Source organism: Undibacterium hunanense (assembly GCF_014284335.1).
Taxonomy (GTDB): Bacteria; Pseudomonadota; Gammaproteobacteria; order Burkholderiales; family Burkholderiaceae_D; genus Undibacterium; species Undibacterium hunanense.
The window spans coordinates 189,005-208,503 of the sequence record NZ_JACOGF010000010.1; the positions used below are offsets into that span (position 1 = coordinate 189,005).

The following is a 19,499-nucleotide window of genomic DNA, read 5'->3' on the forward strand; positions in this document are numbered from 1 at the left end:
TGACAAACCGGGCAATGAGGAAGAGGCCCATCGGAACCAGGCACTCATCACATCACTGTCAAGCTTATTTAAAGCCGTAGTTCACGCCAACAAATACATTTGAACCAGCTGTTGCATAATTTCTTGCCAGTTCATAGTCTTTGTTCAAAGCATTGTTCCAGCGTGCCAGCACGGTGGTATTTTTTGCCACTTCATATGTTCCGTACAGGTTCAGCAGATTATACGAACCCAATTTTCTCAAGTTGGCAGCATCATCATAGCGATCACCAGAGTAGATGGATTCCACACCGACTTTTGCATTCGCAAACGCATATTCAGCAGCCAAAGTACCATGCTGTTTGGAACGGCGTGCCAGGCGCTTGTTTGCCGTATCGTCTCTTGGGTCCTGGATGTCAATAGAGGCACGCAGTGTCAGGTCAGCAAAACGGGTTGTACCACCCACAGTCAAGCCGGACAAAGTCGCCTTGTTAACATTATGCGCGCAGCCAAAAGCATAATTAGGTGTGTTTGGGCAATAAGCTTTACCTTGTGGATCGTTACCAGAAACATAGACCAGCAAGTCTGTTGCCTTGTTTTGATAATACACAGCGCTCAACTGCGTATCGCCCTGTTCAAAATACACACCGATTTCTGCATTTTTTGCTTTTTCTGGTTTGTTGCTGGCAACGCCGTAACCAGGGTAATACAGTTCATTGAAAGTTGGTGCACGGAAGCTGGTGCCATAGCTGGCATTGACGCGCAGGGCGTCAGTGAAACGGTAGCCGTAAGCGACGCTGCCTGTGGTGTTGGAGCCATATTGCGAGCTGCGGTCATTGCGGATGCTGGCGCTGGCCAGATGCGCATCCTGCTTGAATACATACGATGCGGCAAATGAATTCGTCGTGCGTTTCGCGCCGTTGATGCCCTCTGTGGCCGAACCGGCAGAAACAGAATCAACATTTTCTTCACGGGTTTCAGCGATCAATTGCAGTACGTCTTTACCGATACGGATATCATTCTGGAAGCTGACGCTGTTCTGACGCGTATCAATCTGGCTGGAGCCAAAGCCTGTACTGAAGCCCTTGTCTGCCGTTTGTGCATATTGCAGCGATGCAGACCAGTAATCAGTGAACTTGCCACGACCAAAGATGGCGATGGTTTCCAGTGTACCGATATTGTGGTCATCTTTTGCTGCACCGGAATCATACTGTGCGTCATTGCGGCTGCGCAAAACACTGGCACCCAGTTCGAAGCCCTTGCTGATTTCCCACACCAGACGGCCATTAAAGCTATCCATCTTGTAGCCATCTTTGTCAGCGTTATAACTGGAACCGACGCCGGGTTTGGTGGCAGAGAAGCCATCACTCTCTTCATGTCCCGCGTTCAGGCTGAGGCTGAGATTGCTGGCAACAGAACCGAAGATCCCTGCCTGCAATTTGCGTGTGCCGTAGCTGCCCAGACCTGCCGATACGGTAGGTGTGAGAACGCCTGTACCTTTTTTGGTGAATATCTGTATCACGCCGCCCATGGCATCTGCGCCATACAAGCTGGACAAAGGACCATACACGACTTCGATACGGTCGATCTGTGACAGTGGGATGGAAGACCAGCTTGCACCACCCGTGGTGGATGAACCAATGCGTACGCCATCAATCAACACTACGTTTTGCGCATTATTACCACCGCGCAAAAACACGGAAGATGAAGTGCCTGGTCCACCGTTGCGGGTAATTTCTATGCCGCGTTGTTGTTGCAACAGGTCGACAATGGAAGCAGCACCAGATTTGGCGATCTCTTCTGCTGTGATGACGACATTGTCAGCCAGCACGTCCTTGGCGGCTTGCGCCTGACGGCCAGCGGTAATGACCACACTGGAAGCCGCGCCAACGGCAGCAGTTTGTGCAAAGACGGTAGAGGACGGGAATGCAGCGGCCAAGGCCAGGCTGAGGGCGAGTGGTTTGAATACAGATGTCATGATTTTCAGAAAAATAAAACATGCAGCCGACGTCCCCGCAGGCTGCAATGGAAAAAGCAATAGGGACCATCGGTATCGTCAGCGCCTGTGGCGTAGTTGAAAAGGCGACGCAGCTTTCTGCGCCTGATTTTCACGAAATATCCCCGTCCGTATTACTTCACTTATTCTGGCCGGTATCCGGGCTGACAAGCATTACCATCTGACCTTCCCATGCACCTAGCACAGTGGTATTGGAAAATGGCTGGCTGTAGACTATTCAATTTCAGACAGCAAGAAATTCAATTCAGTTACAGCAACTTGTACACCGTTGCGGGGGCAGCACACGTTTGTCTGAGTGACCTCAGCGTCGTGTTTCCCGTTTAACCGCAGATATGAACATATCCGCGAGCACCAAAACCCCGCCATTCTATAGACAGATGGTGCTGGCGGCAAGTTGAGCTGGCCTGCGCAGCAAGCAGGAGCATGACGATTTAGCCCAGATGGGCGGTTTTGGATATCCAGGCGACAACAAGTTGCGCATGCAATTCAGACATTTCTGATAACAGCATACCAACGTTATAACTATCGCCACTAAGAATGACGTGCCTGACCGTGCCCTTGCAACTGACCTTGTATATGTCAGATGCTTGCGCGATACCGGGGATTTCTATCATCATGGGATAACTGCGCAGGGGAACGAGGTTTTCAGGCGACTGCAAGAGCACGCCTTCTGCCGATATATTAATCACTTTGGTGAATATCAATCTGCCATCCGGCATTTTGATACCAGAACGCCAGGTAACGGTGACACGGGGTGATTTTCTGAGTTCTATCATGCGATGGCCATACACTGCTGGCTTTACTGTCAGTCTTGCGTAAATACTATCTGCATTATTTATGAAACACCAGTATTTCTGTATATTCACCAAAAGCAAGACTGAGGTTTTGCGCACTAACCAGTTGTGCCAGTTCATCTGCCGCCATGCCATCCTGCCAGGTCAGCAGCATACGCATAATGCCGGCATGGGCAACCACCAGCGCTTCCGGCAATTGCATCTGGCGCAGATCAGTCAGCCAGACAATCACGCGTTGCGCCACATCCAGTGCTGATTCACCACCGCCAGGACGATATGTTGCAGGGGCTGCGGCCCAAGCATCAATCTCTGCCCGCGGAATAGCATCCCAGGCACATAGCTCCCACGCGCCAAAGTGCATTTCCATCAAACGCGGGTCAAGTTGCGGTTGATCATGCAGTGCCTGTGCCAGCAAGGCACAGCGCTGCAAGGGGCTGGAAAACACGGGGATACCGGCAGACAGTTTCTGGCGCACCTCTACCGCCAGCATCTGATAATCTGCGGCCAGCACAGGCACATCCGCCTGCCCATAACACAGACCATCGGCAATCTGTGGCCTGGTATGACGCAGCAAATGCAGGCGCATGATCATTGCACCTGACAAGCCAGCAAACCCAGATAGATGGCAACTTCTGCCACCTGCTGCGTGGCGCCCAGGCAATCACCGGTAAAGCCATTGATACGACGCTGGAACATGCGTGCCATGCGCAAGGTCAGCAAGCACATCAAGGCCAGCGCCATCAGGATTGAAGCTGGCGAAAAAGGGAAAGAGAAGCAATACAGCAGCAAGACTGCTGGCAGCAATACTGACAGGCAGGCGATCAGAAACTCACCAGAGCGCATCTCTTGCGCCAATGGCTTGGCCTTACCTTCATGCCGCGCATAGTGCATGCGCCAGATCAGGCTGCATGATGCCAGACGTGACAAGGGGTGGGCGATAAAAAGGATGGGCACAATCAGCGCTGGCGGCAGGCTGATCAGCAATGCCAGCTTCAGCACCAGCATCAGCAGGATGCCGATGGCACCGTAGGCACCAACGCGTGAATCCTTCATGATGTCCAGTACCCGTTCTGGCGTCATGCCACCGCCAAAACCATCGCAGACATCCGCAAAGCCATCTTCATGGAAAGCGCCGGTCAACAAGATACCGGCAATGGTGGACAGCAGCACCGCCACCGCATGTGGCCATAGCTCGGCGGCACCAGCATACACGCCAGCACATACCGCACCGACCACCCAGCCAGTTGCCGGAAAATAACGTGAAGACTGGCGCAGCCAGTCAGCCTCAAACCCCACCCACGCAGGAATGGGAATACGGGTAAAAAATTGCAGGGCAATGAAGAATAAGCGTAGTTGATGCAAGCCAGCTCCTGCAATATAGATTTGTTTAGCCGCTGCTTTTTTCGCTCACCTGGGCTGATGAAAAAGTCGCCATCTGGTTCAGAAAATTCACCGCAGCCTGCAACATGGGGTACACCAGTGCCGCACCTGTGCCCTCCCCCAGACGCAAATCCAGTTGCAGTACAGGCTTTACATGCAAGGCCTGCAACATGCGTGCATGACCACTTTCATCTGACTGATGGGAAAACACGCAATAATCAAGTATGGCGGGCTGCATTCTGGCCGCGACCAGCAAGGCGCTGGTAACGATAAAACCATCGATCAGCAAAACCATGCGACGCTCTGCCGCCGCCAGCATGGCACCAACCATGGTGGCAATTTCAAAACCACCAAACGTGGCCAAGACATCTGCTGGCTGGGTCACATCAGCATGCAAGGCTACAGCGGCTTCAATCACAGCCTGCTTATGGCGTATGCCTTCGCTGGATAAACCCGTGCCTGCACCTACACAATCAACTACCGGGATGCCGGTCAGCTTGTGCATGATTGCCGCAGCTGCGGTGGTATTGCCTATGCCCATCTCGCCAAAACCCAGCACACTGCCAGACAAACCCGCCACCAGTTCAGCGCCATTTCGCATGGCGGCCTGACATTGGGCTGCGGTCATTGCCGGTTCTTTGGCAAAGTTGCGTGTACCTGCTGCCACCTTCTTGTTGAGCAGCTTGTCACGTAGGCCAAAATCATGGTTCACACCGGCGTCCACCACATGCAGGGCAATACCATTCTGACGTGCGAAGACATTGATGGCGGCACCATCGGCCAGAAAATTTTCTACCATCTGCCAAGTCACATCCTGGGGGAAAGCAGAAATACCTTCTGCCACCACGCCATGGTCACCGGCAAATACGATGATGGCCGGGTCACGTAATTGCGGCTGAGTGGTTTGCTGTATCAACCCTATCTGCGCGGCCAACTGCTCCAGACGGCCCAGACTTCCAAGAGGTTTGGTCTTGTTATTGATGGCGGCGGCCAGTTCAGCTTCCAGCGCCGCATTGGCAGTTGCAATGATGTTGGTCGTTGTCATCAGACTATTAGTAGTAAAAGCGGTCCATCAGGATCACGGCCCAGGTTGCCACCGCAATCAAAAAGGTCAGCAACACGGCAGCGCTGCCAAAGTCTTTGGCATTTTTAGACAGGGTATGACGTTCCAGCGAGACGCGGTCAACTACTGCCTCAATCGCTGAATTGATCAGCTCCACCACCAGGATCAGTACCAGCACGGCAATCATCATCAGTTTTTCAAAAGCGGACACCGGCAAGATCAGGGCGATCACGACACCGATGACGACCAGCACCAGTTCCTGACGGAAAGCATGTTCGTTTTTCCAGGCGGAACGAAAGCCGTCTATGGAATAAAAGAAAGCCGAAAAAATCCGGCGCAGGCCACTCTTGCTTTTGAATTCACTGACAGCTTGTTCTTTTTCAGACATTTCTCTTCCTTAAACCTTGTTCCCGGTATGCCACATCCAAGCCATACCGTCCAAGCTTCGCTCAGGTGGCGAATTTTACAGGACTATGTGTGAGGAACAAGCAGATTTATAAGCAGATTTACTTGCCCCAAAACAAATTGATGGCAGCAAATTTCTATAGACGTTGACATTTTACCGACGAAGCAGTGACGTTCATTTCACATTATGGTATAACGTCTATATTGCAGCGCACCAACCATAATATGAAAAACGACTCTACCAGCTCAGATAAAACCTCGATTCAGGTCATAGAGCGCATGGTATCCCTGCTGGATGCCCTGTCGCGCTACCAGGATCCGGTCAGTCTGAAGGAGTTGGCTATAGTAACCGGCTTGCATCCTTCGACTGCGCACCGCATCCTCAATGACATGGTCATTACCCGCTTTGTTGACCGCGCCGATACGGGCTATTACCGCCTTGGCATGCGGCTGCTGGAGTTGGGCAATATCGTCAAGAGCCGCCTTAACGTGCGCGAAGCAGCGCTGGAATTCATGCGTGCCCTGCACCGTCAGACCAACCAGACCATCAACCTGTCAGTACGCCAGGGTGATGAAATCGTCTATATAGACCGGGCATTTTCTGAACGTTCAGGCATGCAGGTGGTACGTGCAATCGGTGGTCGTGCGCCGCTGCACCTGACATCCACCGGCAAGTTATTCCTGTCGCTGGATGAACCCAAGGCCATCCGCGCCTATGCCACACGCACCGGCCTGGCGGGTCACAATAAAAATTCGATTACCGACCTCAACAAGCTGGAAAAAGAACTGGCCGCCGTCCGGGAAACTGGCTACGCCAGGGATAATGAAGAGCTGGAACTGGGTGTGCGCTGCATGGCTGCCGGCATCCATGATGACAGCGGCAAGATGATCGCCGGCCTGTCCATTTCTGCCCCTGCCGATCGTCTGCAGGAAGAATGGCTGAGCAACCTGACCGATACCGCCAGGCAAATTTCATTGACCCTGGGTTATACCGAGGGCAGGTAAGTTGACACCGCCAGTGGCCAGCTTCAGGCTTTGCCTGCGATGCTGGCCTCAATGCTATTTGACGACACTGGATGGCTTCGGCCATCGCCTTAGCCATCGTCTTAGTCTTATCTTTAACCCGTATATTCAATAAAATCAAAGCCGTTCTGTATCACGCCAATGACCTTGAGCTTGTTCTCCTGCCCTTCGGTAAAGCTGGCCAGCGTACCGGCAAAACTGATTTTATTGGTACTCAATTCACCTTTCCAGTAGTCGTAACCGGCCTGATCGGGTAATCGCCCCAGGATATTCTTGTACAGGGTCGTCAGAAAGGTATCGACCAAGGGGCTGCTGCCATACAGTGCCTGGAATTCTTTCGATTGCATAAAGCCTGCTGCCACCGTGGTCAGGCTGGAACCCTTGTCCATGTCCTTGATCCAGTAACCCAGACCTGCCAGATCTGGCGTGCGGCCAAACGCTGCCTGGTAAATACGATAGGCCTGACCAGCTATACCATCAATATCAAGCGCGACCGACAGATCTGAAAATTTCAGTCGTTCCATATTGCTGAGTGTATCCACACCTTGTGAATTCGGCTTGGATACATTAAAGCCACTGTTGTTACTGGCAACCGTGTAGGTTGATCTCAGGCCTGCATATTGAGCGGTATCAAGCCCTGCCCCGCCATTGATTACATCATCACCGCCACCACCATTGATAAGATTATTGGCCGCATTGCCGGTCAGCTTGTCACTGAAGGCGGTACCGATGATGTTTTCTATGGTTGCGTCAAAGGCGATGGATATATTATTGATGGCGGCATCACCACTGGCAATGCGCCCTATTGAATTCAAAGATCCCGGTGTCAGATTAATCGTCGCAGCCACAGTTGCCTTCGACGCGTCTATGGTATCAATACCGCCCGTGTCGTTGATGATCTTGAGCGTGCGGCCATCGACATCGCTATAGGCATAGGTATCATCGCCGGTGTGATAGGCCCGGCTTCCGTACAGATACTTCAACGCCAGCATATCGTAGGTCCCGAAAAACTCGCCTTGCTGGTTTTGCGCAATCGCATTGTAGGACATGATGGAAATCCAGCTACTGTCTTCAGACGTGGCCAGATAGTTGCCCGCTTCGGTACTGGGTGGCTCACCCGCATTGTAGTTACCGGGATGATTGAGGCCTATCGCGTGCCCTATTTCGTGTATCAGTATCTTGTAGGCTTCGCTGCCTCTTTCATAGCTCACATTCATGTAAGTCGTTGACATGAACAGATCACCACTGCCCGCAGAAAATGCCGTGCCATCCGCCGTCGGTACCGGAAGTTTGGCATAACCGGCACTTTTATCCTGGGTATTATTTGCCAGCCGTATGCCGGACTGGATATCGGTATCAGCCACTTCCTTGAAGGTCACATTCAAGACCTGGGCAATGTCTGCAAAGATCGCCCTGGCAGCGGCCATCTGTTCCACGGTAAAGGCTTTGAAACCGTTTTTGTCTGAATCGGAAGCTGTCGAGGTCGGAGACTTGATAAAGCTATAGCTGATTTCAACCGGCGTACCTAAAGCCTTGCCTGCGTTCCAGCGATAATTAACGTCATCAAGCAGCACATCTATTCTGTAATCACCTGAGAACGGTTTGGCGATGATGGTTTTTTCCGGCATGATCCAACTCCTTCTTATAATAAATACTGCTCGAAAAATACTGGGAAAATTGAAGCGAAGCAACAACTTGAAACAGCAAAGAGAGCAAAAGAGTCAGATAAAATAGTGTACGCTACAGCACATTCAGACATGTCGCGAATTCGCTACAAACCAGCAAACAATGGTTAAAGAGTGATACGGAATAAGCAGTACTCCGGCCTGTTCCGGCAGAGGATGTATTGCACGTCGGCAGCGTTTTTGAGTTTCTGAGTTTTGAGTTTCTTTTAGCGAAACGATATTTGCGCGCCAGTCTTATATCTCGCAGCAGAGGTGGCTTTGCAGCATGCAAAACCCCCTCTTCAGTCTGACCACCTATTTAGTCTGATCAGAAATAATAACTCAGCAGCACACCGGCGTGACTGCCGTTAATTTTCTCACCGCCCTGGCGCGGTTTGAATTGCTCTGCGACGTAGCGCAGCTTCAGGCCCATTTGCGGCATCAGTAAATACTCGGCTTCTGCAATCAAACCAACAGTCGCATCGTATTGCTGGCTGATGTTTCTGGCGACACCCGTTCCTTTCAATTCTGGCCGGGCCACCAGTTGCAGACCACTGCCGACACGAAAATTCTGACCTACACGGTACAAGAACAGCAAATCAACTGGAATGCGGGTAAAGCGCAAATTACCGCCAGAGCTTACATCGGTATTGTTGATCTGGTAGCCTATCGTATTTTGCAGCGATATCCTGTCATTCACGCGAAACTCGGCACCGACATACAGATGTGCCAAACCACCCGCCTTGAAATTGTCACGCGAGCCATCAGCGAATGGCACCCTGACCAGGGAATCGCCACCATAGATCGCACCGGCCCCCACCAAAAAGCTGAGCGGCGAAGCCGTATCATCCGCATGCACAAGACCCGTCATGCCAGCGGACAGGGCAAGAGCAGCAAATAACATGCGCTTCAGCAGCAATGCCGTTTTGGCAGGGTGAAGCACAGACCGAACTACAGGCTGAACTGCAGACTGAAAAGTGGTAGAAGTATTCATGATGATTCCTTAAAATTAAATTGGATCGACGTGTAATCACGCCCGATAGCAAACCGGTGAACTGACAGGTTTGATGGAGCGCTGGGATGACCTAGCGCAGGAAGGACAACAAGTCTTCTGCGCCTATGTCTATGCCTGCTTCGGATGCACTCATGGCGCCTATACCGGCTTTGAGGTTCCAGGCATTCGGATATTGTTTGGACACGTAGGCACCCAGCAGCACATTGGTCCAGGAATCGTATATTTCGACTACAAAGCTGACTGAGCCAGTCATCGCACCTTCCTTACCGCGTATTGCCTGCGTGGCATTGTAAGGTCCGCCCAGCAAATCAAAGCGCGACAGCGTGCTCAGGAAAGGGGTGTTTTCCCTGGCACCCGCGAGTGTCAATTTGATGCGCAAGGCATTTTGCGCTGGCGTCATTACACTTCTGAAACGGGTATCAAGTTTGGCTTTAAATGCACTCTGCATGTAACGCGCCAGATAGATTCTGTCCTCTTCAGCGACATCTTCAAACTGACCATCACCACCGCGATAAATAATCACCGGATCAATGATCACGGCTGCATAGTTATTCCAGTTGGTGTCAGTTTTATATTCATAAGGCTTGCGGCCTGTCGCATCACGCTGATTCAACAACATCTGCGACGAAGAATTGATCCCTGAATAAGGAATGGGTTGCGTCGAAGAACAGGCTGCAAGTGCAAGGCAACACGCCAGCCCTGCCAGTCGTATTGAAATTGATGGTGTACTCATTTTAAGTTCCTGGTTTGCTACTGCTAAAAGAGAAGGGAAAAAAATCAAACAGTGCGGGTCCGCCTTGAAGTCTCAGTCTTGCCATCAAGGAAATATTTAATGTCTGAATCCAATTATAAACAAACTACACTGTACGGTTTATTATATAGAGGCACTTCTGCCTGTCAAGAAAAATGTACAATGCGGTATGTTTATGAAGAGAATAAGTATGAAGCTACGTACTGAAGCACGACGCAATGCCATCTTGGTAGCTGCTACTGACCTGTTCAAGGAAATGGGTTACGAACGGGCATCAATGAATGAACTCGCCAAACGCCTGGGCGGCTCCAAAGCCACCCTGTATGGTTACTTCATGTCAAAGGAAGAATTGTTTGCGGCAGTGGTGCAGGCAGTCTCTACTGCACATTTACTGGAAGCGGTAGCAGAACTGTCAGCCAACGCCAGCAACAAAAGCACGCTGGAGTCTCAGTTACGGCAGTTTGGCGAAAGAATGATGCAGGTAGTAACCAACGATCAGAGCGCGCTTGCCGTATGCAGGATGGTAGTTGCAGAATCCGGACACTCTGATGTCGGGCAGGTATTCTATCAATCAGGCCCTGCCGAAGCGATCAATGCCATTGCAGAATTACTGAAAGCGGCAATGGAAAGGGGTGAATTGCGCCAGGCAGATCCAAAGATCACTGCATTGCAGTTCATGGCCCTGGTGACGGCAGAAAATGACATGCGCCTGTTCCAGAGAGACCCACCACCAGTTGCAACGGAACAAGTCCGCGCCATGGTTGATCGTGCGATTGAGGCTTTCTTGCGCGGAGCACAAGCACGCTAGGTGGCCGGTCTGGAAATGCCATACGCATTTCCAGACGTAACCACGTTGAAGCCCATTGCAAGCAGCGCCTTGTCTCCCTGATTGCCATAGTTAGCCGCAGATTATTTATAAGCACCACAGCCCACAAAATAGTCATCCACTTTTTCAAAGTAACTGGACTTGGTTTCCAGGGCTTTGGTGACCGGGTTTGGCCATTGATAGTCAATCCAGCCATCATTTTTGGTTTTAAGAGCGGCGATCATGTCACGGATGATGGGCTTGCCTTCGACTTTCAGGTCCAGTAGATTCTTGCCTATCATTTTGGGATTGGCACCGTGTGACAGGCTCATGCCGTTCATGTCATAGACAAACAGGTACAGATCGCGGTCATGAAATTCCTTGTTGGAGGTATCGTTGAAATCAGCAAAGGCTTTTTCACGGCCATTTTTCTTGATGTAGGCTATACCCTTTTTAACCAGGGCCTGTGCCTGTGCAGTCGAACCACGTTCTTCCCGCGCCGAGGCAGGGGCAGTCATGACGAAACCCATCACAGCGATAAAAATCAGCTTGCTCATCCATTTCATGGCATATCTCCTTCAGGTGTGGACCGGCTCGAATACCCAGCATGTAATTTTCAATGCAAGACCAATATTTCATGCCTGAATCGACTTAGTCCAGCATTAGTCACTGTGCAGCGCAACAATTGTGGCGGAATGGACCATCTGGCGCTGCCTGCACATGGCTAAGGCTATTTGACTATCAGTTGATTCATGACGCCCTGCACGTCATCCAGGCTACGCACCAGTTTTTCGAGTTCACTGGCTTGCCCGGTAGTACGCACACAACCTTTGAGCCAGACAAAGCGGCGCTGGCCTTCCACCCAGATACTGGTTTCAGCAAAACGGCCATCCGCCTCTATGGCGCGTTTGACCCTGGGAATAATTTCCTTGTCGTACAGATAGGAATTTGGCAGACGGCACTGACCCGACTGATAACAGCTGGTACCACGCTCGATGCGACCATGCGCTTCTGCCCTCGCCTGCGCTTCGGTCAGCATGGGGCCTTCAGGGACAGGACATTCGCTGATGCCCTGGGTCACCCTGAGAAAAGGATCATTGAAATAATTGGTCCTGACTTCATCACCAAGCGCGCAAATGGGCAGTGACATCGAGACGGAGGCAGCAAAGGCAAGCCGCAGTATATTTATACTTCTACGCATAGGCAAAAACATGCAAAGATCTCCCGCAAGATCAATATCCGTTTCGCATATTAACCAATTTACACAGACTTTGTCAGATTGAAAACAAGCCTGTGCCGGTGTCGCCTAAATATGAACCCAGCCTGAGCATGAATTGATCTATGCGTTCACCTTAAAATAGCGTCCGGCGAAAAGCATCTTTGAAATCATGCGATGAATCAGGCAATGATATCCGTCACTGCAATCTGCCCTGCACCGATCAGCTTGACGATAACGTCATTGGTTTCCACACTGTTGGCAACCTTGCTCGTGTGTTCGTAGAAATAGGTACCCGCCGCCTGTCCACTGGCAACTGTAATCAGAAATGCCTGGCCCGGGGTGGCGGTCAGGGCATTGCCCGCTGCCGCAGCGCCGCTGGCGATCTTGGCTGCCAAACCGGCCACGTCTGAAGAAGCAATGCTTAACTTGTCGAGGGAAGTTGCCTGTACGCTGGTTTTAAATTTATCTGCACCAGTGACATTGAAATTACTGATCACATTACCGCCAGTCAGAAAATAGTACATGGAGGCATATTTGATATCCAGTATATCGCTGCCACCACCTGTCGAAGCCAGCTTGACCGTCGCGGCAGCGCTAAAAGACAACTCGAGATTAAATAAACCCGTTTTACCTTCAGGTTCTACGATCTGTATTTGTTTTGAATAGCTTGATAAAGACATTTTGGCATCTGTCGAATTCACATTCACCCACATGACAGCATTTTGATTGAAGGTATTGGCATAAAAAGTGCCAGTGCCATTCAGGTTGACGGTGACGGATGCACCGCCCCGAAGTTCCTGATAGCGTGCATCGTTCGTGCCTGTCACCGTCATGGTCAGCGAGCCAGTAGCACTATCGTTGACGATGTAAGTATAAGCACTGGAAATGCCCATGCCAGAGATAGAATAAGCACCCGATCCGGATAAATACAGCATTCCCGACATGCTGCTGACATCTACCTTGGTCGCGGCACCGCTATTGATATAGTGCTCTTTGTCGTTATTGTCTTTGACGCTCAATGAGCCAGAGTTGCTAAAAAAATTGATATTGGAGGCGACGCTATCTTCGATGATCGTGTTAGACATGCCTTCCAGTATCAGGGTGCCAGATAATTGATTTTTGAATCTGACCTCTTGCGTAGTGCCCGAGTTAATGCCGAAAGTAATTTTATTGTATGCACCCTTGTCAGTGGTAATCGAAATCGGCTTTGACGGCGTGAAGTACAGTTCGTTATTTCGATGCAGAATGAGGCCAGTGAAGTTAGCCATAAGGGTGCTGCTCAGGCCAAAAGTGCCGCTATCAAGAACCTCCAGCACATGCTCGTTATAAATGGTATTGCTGAAACTAAACCTGGCATCAGTCAGATTGGCCAGACTGGTTTTGACGGTGGCACTGGCAAACTCCGATATCTGTGTCACGCTCTGACCCGTTGCACCCAGGGTCACGCTCGATGTGCCAGTCACATTGTTGAGATTGACGTTTTGTCGCGTCAGATTGCCCAGGACTATCGTATCGCCACCATCTGCCTTATTGGTATTGATGGTGGTAAAACTGTTCATGAAATTGGCACCTGCATTGCTGGTATTGGCACCGGCCTGCAAATTCAGGGTTTGTACGCCCGTGACCGTACTCGTCGTATGTGGCACGGGCGAAAAATACGTATTCACATTCAAGGCCACTGCGCCGCCATTGCCTGTGATTTTGGTATTGGCTGCCAGCAGGCTGGCATCATCCGTACTGAAAATGAAGTTGCCGCTCCTGCCGGGATTGACTTGCCCCGCCGCGACAACCAGCATACTGCCGTTCACGGATGTATCCGGTAAGCCGGCAAGCATTTTGGCGGTGATAAAACCAAGGCTATCGAGTGCCGCTTTTTGGGTGTTGCCATCTACCACCGTGGCCAGCCATGATTTGGCCAGGCCCTGGGCTACGCCCGCCTGGCTATACAAGGATGCGGCAGCCTGGTTGGCTGCCAGATTGGAGGTAAAACTGGCACTGGCCGCATTTTTTGCGCGTACAGCGTCGAGGTCTGGCCCCATCGCGCCATTCAAAATTGCGATGGCTGCAGCCCCTACCCCAACTTGTCCGGACCTGATCTGGCTGCTCCAGTAGCTTAGTCCAGCAGCATCAGCCTTGTGGTTGAACAGATTGGTATACAGCACATTGATGGTTTGCTCTACCGTAAAACCGGCAAAGGCACTGGCATATTCTTTTTGTTCAGAAAAGCTTTGCGCGATCTGGACCAGGCTCATGGTCGATGATTTCCAGTAAGCCAAACCATCTTTGTCTGCCGGACGATTGAAATAAGCGATGTAGAGATTCTGGATATCGGCTTCGTTAGCCATAAGATCAACCTTGCTGCGGTGTGGGTAAATGCGGCATGCGTATGCCAAAAGAGCCAGCATCATCCCAAAAATTGCAACAAATGTAAACTTTGTCTTAACATCAATTGCGGCTGGTGGCTGGTGGCTGGTGGATGGTGATATCGCAGATCTGACATCATGCAGCATCGTGCAACATCATGGCTGCATCTGGTTTTGACTTTATCAAAAGACATGAGGCATACAGGTCAGGGACCTGTATGCCTCAAGGGATTGAATTCAATAACAGGCGCTAATCAGGCGTCAGATTTTCGCGCCAAAACGGTCAAATCGTGGCGAATAATACTGGTCGCCATTCAGCGAATACATCAGGCGTTTGACTTGCCCGGTAATCAGCTCACGTTTGACCAGACCGATGTAGCGGGAATCATGGCTATTGTCGCGATTATCCCCAAGCATCATATACTCACCCTCAGGCACTTTGACGGGAGCGAAAGTGCGCAGTGCTTCACGCTCTGGCATCACAATCATTTGATGTTGCAGACTGCCTAACTGTTCTTTGTAGACCAGTTGCTGGCCTTTGTATTCACGTTTTGGTGTCAGATGGTCGTCACTGCGTGGTTCCTGAGCTTCATAGCTGGCGGCAACACCGTTAATGAACAGTTTTTCTTCGCGCATTTCCACCACATCGCCAGGCACAGCAACCAGGCGCTTGATCAGGCGCACACCATCGACCGGCGAAGTGAAAGTGACAACATCGCCACGCTGCGGGTCTGCCACATGCTTGAGGACGACATCGGTGAATGGTAACTTGACGTCATAGGCCAGACGGTCGCAGATGACGCGATCCCCTTCCAGCAGTGTCGGGTACATGGAACTGGTCGGCACCATGTAATAATCGGCCAGTGCGCTGCGCACAAAGACCATGCCCAGCATGAGTACGATGAAACCTTTATTGTCGGCAATCAATTTTTTAAGCTGCACGGCTATCTCCTCTATAAAAATCAAGCATGCCAGAGATAGACAAAAAAATACCCCGAAAGTTCGGGGTATTTTTTAGCTGCAGAAAAAATTTGCTTTGAATTTACTTTTGAACTTACATTTAAAGCAGATTATTTTGCATTCATCAGTGCAACAGTGGTATCCAGCATACGGTTGGAGAAACCCCATTCATTGTCATACCAGCTCGATACCTTGACCAGACGGCCAGATACTTTTGTCAGTGTTTCATCATAGGTACTGGACGCAGGATTGTGGTTGAAGTCAACCGATACCAGCGGCGCAGTGTTGTAATCCAGGATGCCTTTCAGGGCACCTTCGGATGCATCTTTCAGCACCTGATTGATTTCTGCCACTGTTGTATCACGGGCAGCAACGAAAGTCAGATCAACTACGGATACATTGATGGTTGGTACGCGCATGGCGTAACCATCAAGCTTGCCATTCAGTTCTGGCAAGACCAGGCCAACGGCAGCAGCTGCGCCGGTTTTGGTCGGGATCATGCTCATGGTGGCTGAACGGGCGCGGCGCAAGTCTTCATGCATCACATCTGTCAGTACCTGGTCATTGGTGTAGGCGTGGATAGTGGTCATCAAACCGTTGACGATACCAATAGCATCATTCAAAGGCTTGGCCAGCGGCGCCAGGCAGTTGGTCGTGCAGGATGCATTGGAAATGACTGTGTCAGTGGATTTCAAAACGCCATGGTTGACGCCGTAGACGATGGTTGCATCCACATCTTTGCCGCCAGGTGCAGAGATGATGACTTTTTTCGCGCCGCCAGCCAAGTGAGCAGACGCTTTTTCTTTTGTCGTGAAGAAGCCTGTGCATTCCAGCACAACGTCAACATTCAATTCACCCCATGGGATATTGGCTGGATTGCGCTCTGCAAATACCTTGATCTTGTCGCCATTGACGATCATGGTGTCGCCTTCGACCGTGACTGTGCCTGGGAACTTGCCGTGGGCTGTGTCGTAACGGGTCAGGTGGGCATTGGATTCTGCATTGCCAAGATCATTGATCGCAACGATCTGGATCTCGTTCTTGAACTTGCCACCTTCGTAATGAGCGCGAAGGATGTTGCGGCCGATACGGCCATAGCCGTTGATTGCGACGCGAATCGTCATGGTTTTATCTCCAAAGGACTAAACAACAATAAATACAATAGGTAAAACTTTAAGACCTCTCAACACAGAGGCACAGAGACACAGAGAAAGGCAGGAGAACGGCAAAACCTATTGGAATTGCGGATCAAAATTCTTAAGCTTTTCTCTTGTTTTTTCCTCTGTGTCTCCGTGTCTCTGTGGTGAGCTTTTTGGTCTTCAAAATACGTCTAATGCAAAGACAAAGGCGTACGCATGGCGTTGACGGATGCCATCAGCACCGACAAATCGCGCCAGCCGTAACTCACTTCCATCAAATCCATGCCATCCCAGCTGAATGCCTGTTCGATCAACAGGACACCGCCCAGTTCCTCGTAGAAATTGCGGGCGATGGAATTGCCGGATATGGCCCACACCAGCAAACTCTCTGCGCCTTGCGCCTGCAAGGTACGTGCTACCTTTTGTACCATGCGACGGCCTATACCAGAACGCTGCCAGGCTGGCCGCAGATACACTGCGGTCAGTTCAGCCTGCATGCCCAGCTTGGGCTCAGGCAGCATCATACCGGATGCGAAGCCGATGATATGACCTTCGCTTTCAGCCACATACACGCAAATGCGGTCTTGCGCTTGCGACATCGCTTGCAGTATCTGACGCCACTTCAGCATGCTGTCTTCTACGCGCATGTCATCCAGATAACTGTCCGGTACCATGCCACGATAGGTAGCCTGCCAGCTTTCCACACGCACAGCAGCAATCGCCTCTGCATCGTCTACAGTAGCACGACGCAGGCTGACCTCTTTGATGCTGCTCACAGTAATGTCTGTCAATTCTGTCTTCCAGCTTAAACTAAAGTCGCTTTTACTTTGGCAACGACGTTATCAACAGTGAAGCCAAAGTATTTGAACAGGACGCCTGCTGGTGCCGATTCACCAAAAGTATCGATACCGACAACCGCGCCTTCCAAACCGACATATTTATACCAGAAGTCGGTGACACCGGCTTCGATGGCGATACGTGGCAAGCCCTTGCCCAATACCGCTGCTTTGTATGCTGCATCCTGGCGATCAAATACGTCCGTACAAGGTATGGACACCACGCGCACGGCAATACCTTGCTGTGCCAGTTCAGCCGCAGATTTGACAGCCAGTTCAATTTCGGAACCAGTCGCAATCAATACTGCTTTTGCATCAGCCACGTCTTGCAAGACATAACCACCGCGCTGGATATCAGCAATTTGCTGGGAAGTACGTTCTTGATACGGCAGGTTTTGGCGTGAAAAAATCAGCGTCGATGGGCCATCATTGCGTTTTACCGCATGTGCCCATGCCGCTGCTGATTCCACCGTGTCACATGGACGCCAGTTATCCAGATTAGGGATCAGGCGCATGCTCGACACGTGCTCGACGGATTGATGCGTAGGGCCATCTTCACCCAGGCCGATAGAGTCATGCGTGAACACAAACAGGGTACGGATTTTCATCAGCGCTGCCATGCGGATGGCATTACGGCTGTAATCAGAGAAAGTCAGGAAGGTCGCGCCAAACGGGATATAACCACCATGCAGGGCGATACCATTCATCATCGCGCTCATGCCGAATTCACGCACACCATAATTGATATGGTTACCGGCCTGGTTGCCACGCACGGCAACGCATTCTTTCCAGTTGGTCAGGTTGGAACCTGTCAAGTCAGCAGAACCGCCGAGGAATTCTGGCAGCGATGGCGCAAATGCCTGGATCGCATTTTGACTGGCTTTGCGGGTCGCAATATTTTCTTTTTTCTCTACGCAGGATGCAATCGCATTCGCCACCACTTCATCGAAGTTGGCTGGCAAGTCGCCATTCATGCGGCGCGTCAGTTCAGCCGCTTTTTGCGGGAACTGAGCCGTGTAGGCTGCAAATTGTGCATTCCATTCTGCTTCGGCTTTGGCGCCATCCGCTTTGGCATCCCAGGCTTCATATACGTCAGCCGGTACTTCAAATGGCGGGTATTCCCAGCCAATGTTGGCACGTACTGCTGCGATTTCCTTGTCACCCAGAGCAGCACCGTGAACATTGTGCGTGCCTTCCATGTTTGGCGAACCTTTGCCAATGACGGTTTTGCAGCAGATCAGGGTAGGCTTGTCAGATGTCTTGGCAGCAGCAATCGCATTGGACACGGCTTCAGCATTGTGGCCATCAATCGCCGGGATCACATTCCAGCCATAGGCTTCAAAGCGTTTTGGGGTATTGTCTGTGAACCAGCCTTCGACGTGACCGTCGATGGAGATGCCATTGTCATCCCAGAAGGCGATCAGTTTATTCAATTGCAGTGTGCCCGCCAGTGAACAGGCTTCATGCGAAATGCCTTCCATCAGGCAACCGTCGCCCATGAAAGCATAGGTGTAATGATCAACCACTTTCAGGTCACCCTGATTGAACTCGGCAGCCAGCAGTTTTTCAGCCAGTGCCATACCAACGGCATTGGTAATGCCCTGACCCAATGGGCCAGTGGTGGTTTCCACGCCTGGTGTCACATGCACTTCAGGGTGACCGGCAGTTTTGGAATGCAATTGGCGGAAATTCTTGATCTCATCCATAGGCAGGTCATAGCCTGTCAGGTGCAGCAGCGAATAATGCAACATCGAACCGTGGCCATTTGACAACACAAAGCGATCACGGTTAATCCATTTTGGATTGGTCGGATTGTGGCGATAATGGCCTTTCCACAAAGCAACGGCGATATCGGCCATGCCCATAGGCGCGCCCGGGTGACCGGAATTGGCTTTTTGTACCGCATCCATGGACAAGGCACGAATTGCATTGGCCATCTTGGTAAGTGTTGCTGGCTGAAGAGATGAAATCATGGTGTCAGAAGTTTGTCTTGAGAAAACTGGTCAGTGAAGCAAGCGGCTGAGGAGGAATAATTCCATCCCTGCGAAACCCGATATTTTACCAGAGCATGGGGTCCATACTACAATTG

Annotated in this window: 18 protein-coding genes and 1 riboswitch; of the genes, 2 read left to right on the forward strand and 16 right to left on the reverse strand. The window is 51.0% G+C overall.

Annotated elements, in window-relative coordinates; all coding sequences use genetic code 11:
- Positions 1-64 precede the first annotated feature (64 nt).
- From H8L32_RS19150 to H8L32_RS19175, 6 genes are all read right to left on the reverse strand, one after another.
- Entirely contained in the window at positions 65-1,954 is a 1,890-nt protein-coding gene (locus H8L32_RS19150; protein ID WP_186948865.1) for a TonB-dependent receptor domain-containing protein, read from the reverse strand.
- 151 nt (positions 1,955-2,105) lie between these two features.
- Positions 2,106-2,364: riboswitch (cobalamin riboswitch) on the reverse strand.
- A 60-nt stretch (positions 2,365-2,424) separates the two neighbouring features.
- A complete protein-coding gene (locus H8L32_RS19155) occupies positions 2,425-2,769 on the reverse strand; it encodes a PilZ domain-containing protein (RefSeq protein WP_186948866.1) in 345 nt (114 codons plus the stop codon).
- A gap of 55 nt (positions 2,770-2,824) precedes the next feature.
- Positions 2,825-3,373 (reverse strand): histidine phosphatase family protein, encoded by a 549-nt coding sequence (locus H8L32_RS19160; RefSeq protein WP_186948867.1) that lies wholly within the window; start codon positions 3,371-3,373, stop codon positions 2,825-2,827.
- Positions 3,374-3,375: 2 nt separating this feature from the next.
- A complete protein-coding gene (locus H8L32_RS19165) occupies positions 3,376-4,149 on the reverse strand; it encodes an adenosylcobinamide-GDP ribazoletransferase (RefSeq protein WP_186948868.1) in 774 nt (257 codons plus the stop codon).
- 25 nt (positions 4,150-4,174) lie between these two features.
- Positions 4,175-5,212, reverse strand: coding sequence for a nicotinate-nucleotide--dimethylbenzimidazole phosphoribosyltransferase (gene cobT / locus H8L32_RS19170; RefSeq protein ID WP_186948869.1), 1,038 nt, complete (start codon positions 5,210-5,212; stop codon positions 4,175-4,177).
- Between the two features lie 7 nt (positions 5,213-5,219).
- Positions 5,220-5,618, reverse strand: a complete 399-nt coding sequence (locus H8L32_RS19175) for a diacylglycerol kinase (protein ID WP_186948870.1) — start codon at positions 5,616-5,618, stop codon at positions 5,220-5,222.
- Between the two features lie 242 nt (positions 5,619-5,860).
- Between H8L32_RS19175 and H8L32_RS19180 the strand changes: the two genes are divergently transcribed.
- On the forward strand, positions 5,861-6,640 hold the full coding sequence (locus tag H8L32_RS19180) for an IclR family transcriptional regulator (RefSeq protein WP_186948871.1): 780 nt from the start codon (positions 5,861-5,863) through the stop codon (positions 6,638-6,640).
- A 113-nt stretch (positions 6,641-6,753) separates the two neighbouring features.
- Here H8L32_RS19180 and H8L32_RS19185 read toward each other — a convergent pair whose 3' ends face one another.
- The 3 genes from H8L32_RS19185 to H8L32_RS19195 all read right to left on the reverse strand — a co-directional run bounded on the left by H8L32_RS19185 (position 6,754) and on the right by H8L32_RS19195 (position 10,070).
- Complete coding sequence (locus H8L32_RS19185) at positions 6,754-8,286, reverse strand: M57 family metalloprotease (protein ID WP_186948872.1); 1,533 nt, start codon at positions 8,284-8,286, stop codon at positions 6,754-6,756.
- A 364-nt stretch (positions 8,287-8,650) separates the two neighbouring features.
- A complete protein-coding gene (locus H8L32_RS19190; protein WP_186948873.1) occupies positions 8,651-9,316 on the reverse strand; it encodes an outer membrane beta-barrel protein in 666 nt (221 codons plus the stop codon).
- Between the two features lie 91 nt (positions 9,317-9,407).
- The gene (locus tag H8L32_RS19195; protein WP_186948874.1) at positions 9,408-10,070 is read right to left on the reverse strand and encodes a DUF3313 domain-containing protein; all 663 of its coding nucleotides are present in this window, start codon (positions 10,068-10,070) and stop codon (positions 9,408-9,410) included.
- A 208-nt stretch (positions 10,071-10,278) separates the two neighbouring features.
- Between H8L32_RS19195 and H8L32_RS19200 the strand changes: the two genes are divergently transcribed.
- Positions 10,279-10,896: a TetR/AcrR family transcriptional regulator gene (locus H8L32_RS19200; protein WP_186948875.1), complete on the forward strand. Its 618-nt coding sequence runs from the start codon at positions 10,279-10,281 to the stop codon at positions 10,894-10,896.
- 101 nt (positions 10,897-10,997) lie between these two features.
- Here H8L32_RS19200 and H8L32_RS19205 read toward each other — a convergent pair whose 3' ends face one another.
- The 7 genes from H8L32_RS19205 to tkt form a co-directional block, all read right to left on the reverse strand.
- On the reverse strand, positions 10,998-11,459 hold the full coding sequence (locus H8L32_RS19205) for a cache domain-containing protein (protein ID WP_186948876.1): 462 nt from the start codon (positions 11,457-11,459) through the stop codon (positions 10,998-11,000).
- Positions 11,460-11,623: 164 nt separating this feature from the next.
- Positions 11,624-12,043 (reverse strand): BON domain-containing protein, encoded by a 420-nt coding sequence (locus tag H8L32_RS19210; protein WP_230412309.1) that lies wholly within the window; start codon positions 12,041-12,043, stop codon positions 11,624-11,626.
- A 248-nt stretch (positions 12,044-12,291) separates the two neighbouring features.
- Positions 12,292-14,457 (reverse strand): DUF4214 domain-containing protein, encoded by a 2,166-nt coding sequence (locus H8L32_RS19215; RefSeq protein ID WP_186948878.1) that lies wholly within the window; start codon positions 14,455-14,457, stop codon positions 12,292-12,294.
- 279 nt (positions 14,458-14,736) lie between these two features.
- Positions 14,737-15,417, reverse strand: coding sequence for a signal peptidase I (lepB, locus tag H8L32_RS19220; RefSeq protein WP_329605203.1), 681 nt, complete (start codon positions 15,415-15,417; stop codon positions 14,737-14,739).
- A gap of 128 nt (positions 15,418-15,545) precedes the next feature.
- Positions 15,546-16,559, reverse strand: a complete 1,014-nt coding sequence (gene gap / locus H8L32_RS19225) for a type I glyceraldehyde-3-phosphate dehydrogenase (protein WP_186948879.1) — start codon at positions 16,557-16,559, stop codon at positions 15,546-15,548.
- 206 nt (positions 16,560-16,765) lie between these two features.
- The gene (locus H8L32_RS19230; protein ID WP_222619418.1) at positions 16,766-17,365 is read right to left on the reverse strand and encodes a GNAT family N-acetyltransferase; all 600 of its coding nucleotides are present in this window, start codon (positions 17,363-17,365) and stop codon (positions 16,766-16,768) included.
- 14 nt (positions 17,366-17,379) lie between these two features.
- The gene (gene tkt, locus H8L32_RS19235; protein ID WP_186948880.1) at positions 17,380-19,383 is read right to left on the reverse strand and encodes a transketolase; all 2,004 of its coding nucleotides are present in this window, start codon (positions 19,381-19,383) and stop codon (positions 17,380-17,382) included.
- Positions 19,384-19,499: the final 116 nt, after the last annotated feature.

Bases quoted from the DNA above. Each gene is read 5' to 3' on its own strand.
- gap (WP_186948879.1), bottom strand. From the start codon at position 16,559: ATGACGATTCGCGTCGCAATCAACGGCTATGGCCGTATCGGCCGCAAC.
- H8L32_RS19185 (WP_186948872.1), bottom strand. From the start codon at position 8,286: ATGCCGGAAAAAACCATCATCGCCAAACCGTTCTCAGGTGATTACAGA.
- H8L32_RS19155 (WP_186948866.1), bottom strand. From the start codon at position 2,769: ATGATAGAACTCAGAAAATCACCCCGTGTCACCGTTACCTGGCGTTCT.
- cobT (WP_186948869.1), bottom strand. From the start codon at position 5,212: ATGACAACGACCAACATCATTGCAACTGCCAATGCGGCGCTGGAAGCT.
- H8L32_RS19175 (WP_186948870.1), bottom strand. From the start codon at position 5,618: ATGTCTGAAAAAGAACAAGCTGTCAGTGAATTCAAAAGCAAGAGTGGC.
- H8L32_RS19160 (WP_186948867.1), bottom strand. From the start codon at position 3,373: ATGCGCCTGCATTTGCTGCGTCATACCAGGCCACAGATTGCCGATGGT.
- H8L32_RS19180 (WP_186948871.1), top strand. From the start codon at position 5,861: ATGAAAAACGACTCTACCAGCTCAGATAAAACCTCGATTCAGGTCATA.
- H8L32_RS19200 (WP_186948875.1), top strand. From the start codon at position 10,279: ATGAAGCTACGTACTGAAGCACGACGCAATGCCATCTTGGTAGCTGCT.
- H8L32_RS19210 (WP_230412309.1), bottom strand. From the start codon at position 12,043: ATGTCACTGCCCATTTGCGCGCTTGGTGATGAAGTCAGGACCAATTAT.
- H8L32_RS19190 (WP_186948873.1), bottom strand. From the start codon at position 9,316: ATGAATACTTCTACCACTTTTCAGTCTGCAGTTCAGCCTGTAGTTCGG.
- tkt (WP_186948880.1), bottom strand. From the start codon at position 19,383: ATGATTTCATCTCTTCAGCCAGCAACACTTACCAAGATGGCCAATGCA.
- H8L32_RS19195 (WP_186948874.1), bottom strand. From the start codon at position 10,070: ATGAGTACACCATCAATTTCAATACGACTGGCAGGGCTGGCGTGTTGC.
- H8L32_RS19150 (WP_186948865.1), bottom strand. From the start codon at position 1,954: ATGACATCTGTATTCAAACCACTCGCCCTCAGCCTGGCCTTGGCCGCT.
- H8L32_RS19215 (WP_186948878.1), bottom strand. From the start codon at position 14,457: ATGGCTAACGAAGCCGATATCCAGAATCTCTACATCGCTTATTTCAAT.
- H8L32_RS19205 (WP_186948876.1), bottom strand. From the start codon at position 11,459: ATGAAATGGATGAGCAAGCTGATTTTTATCGCTGTGATGGGTTTCGTC.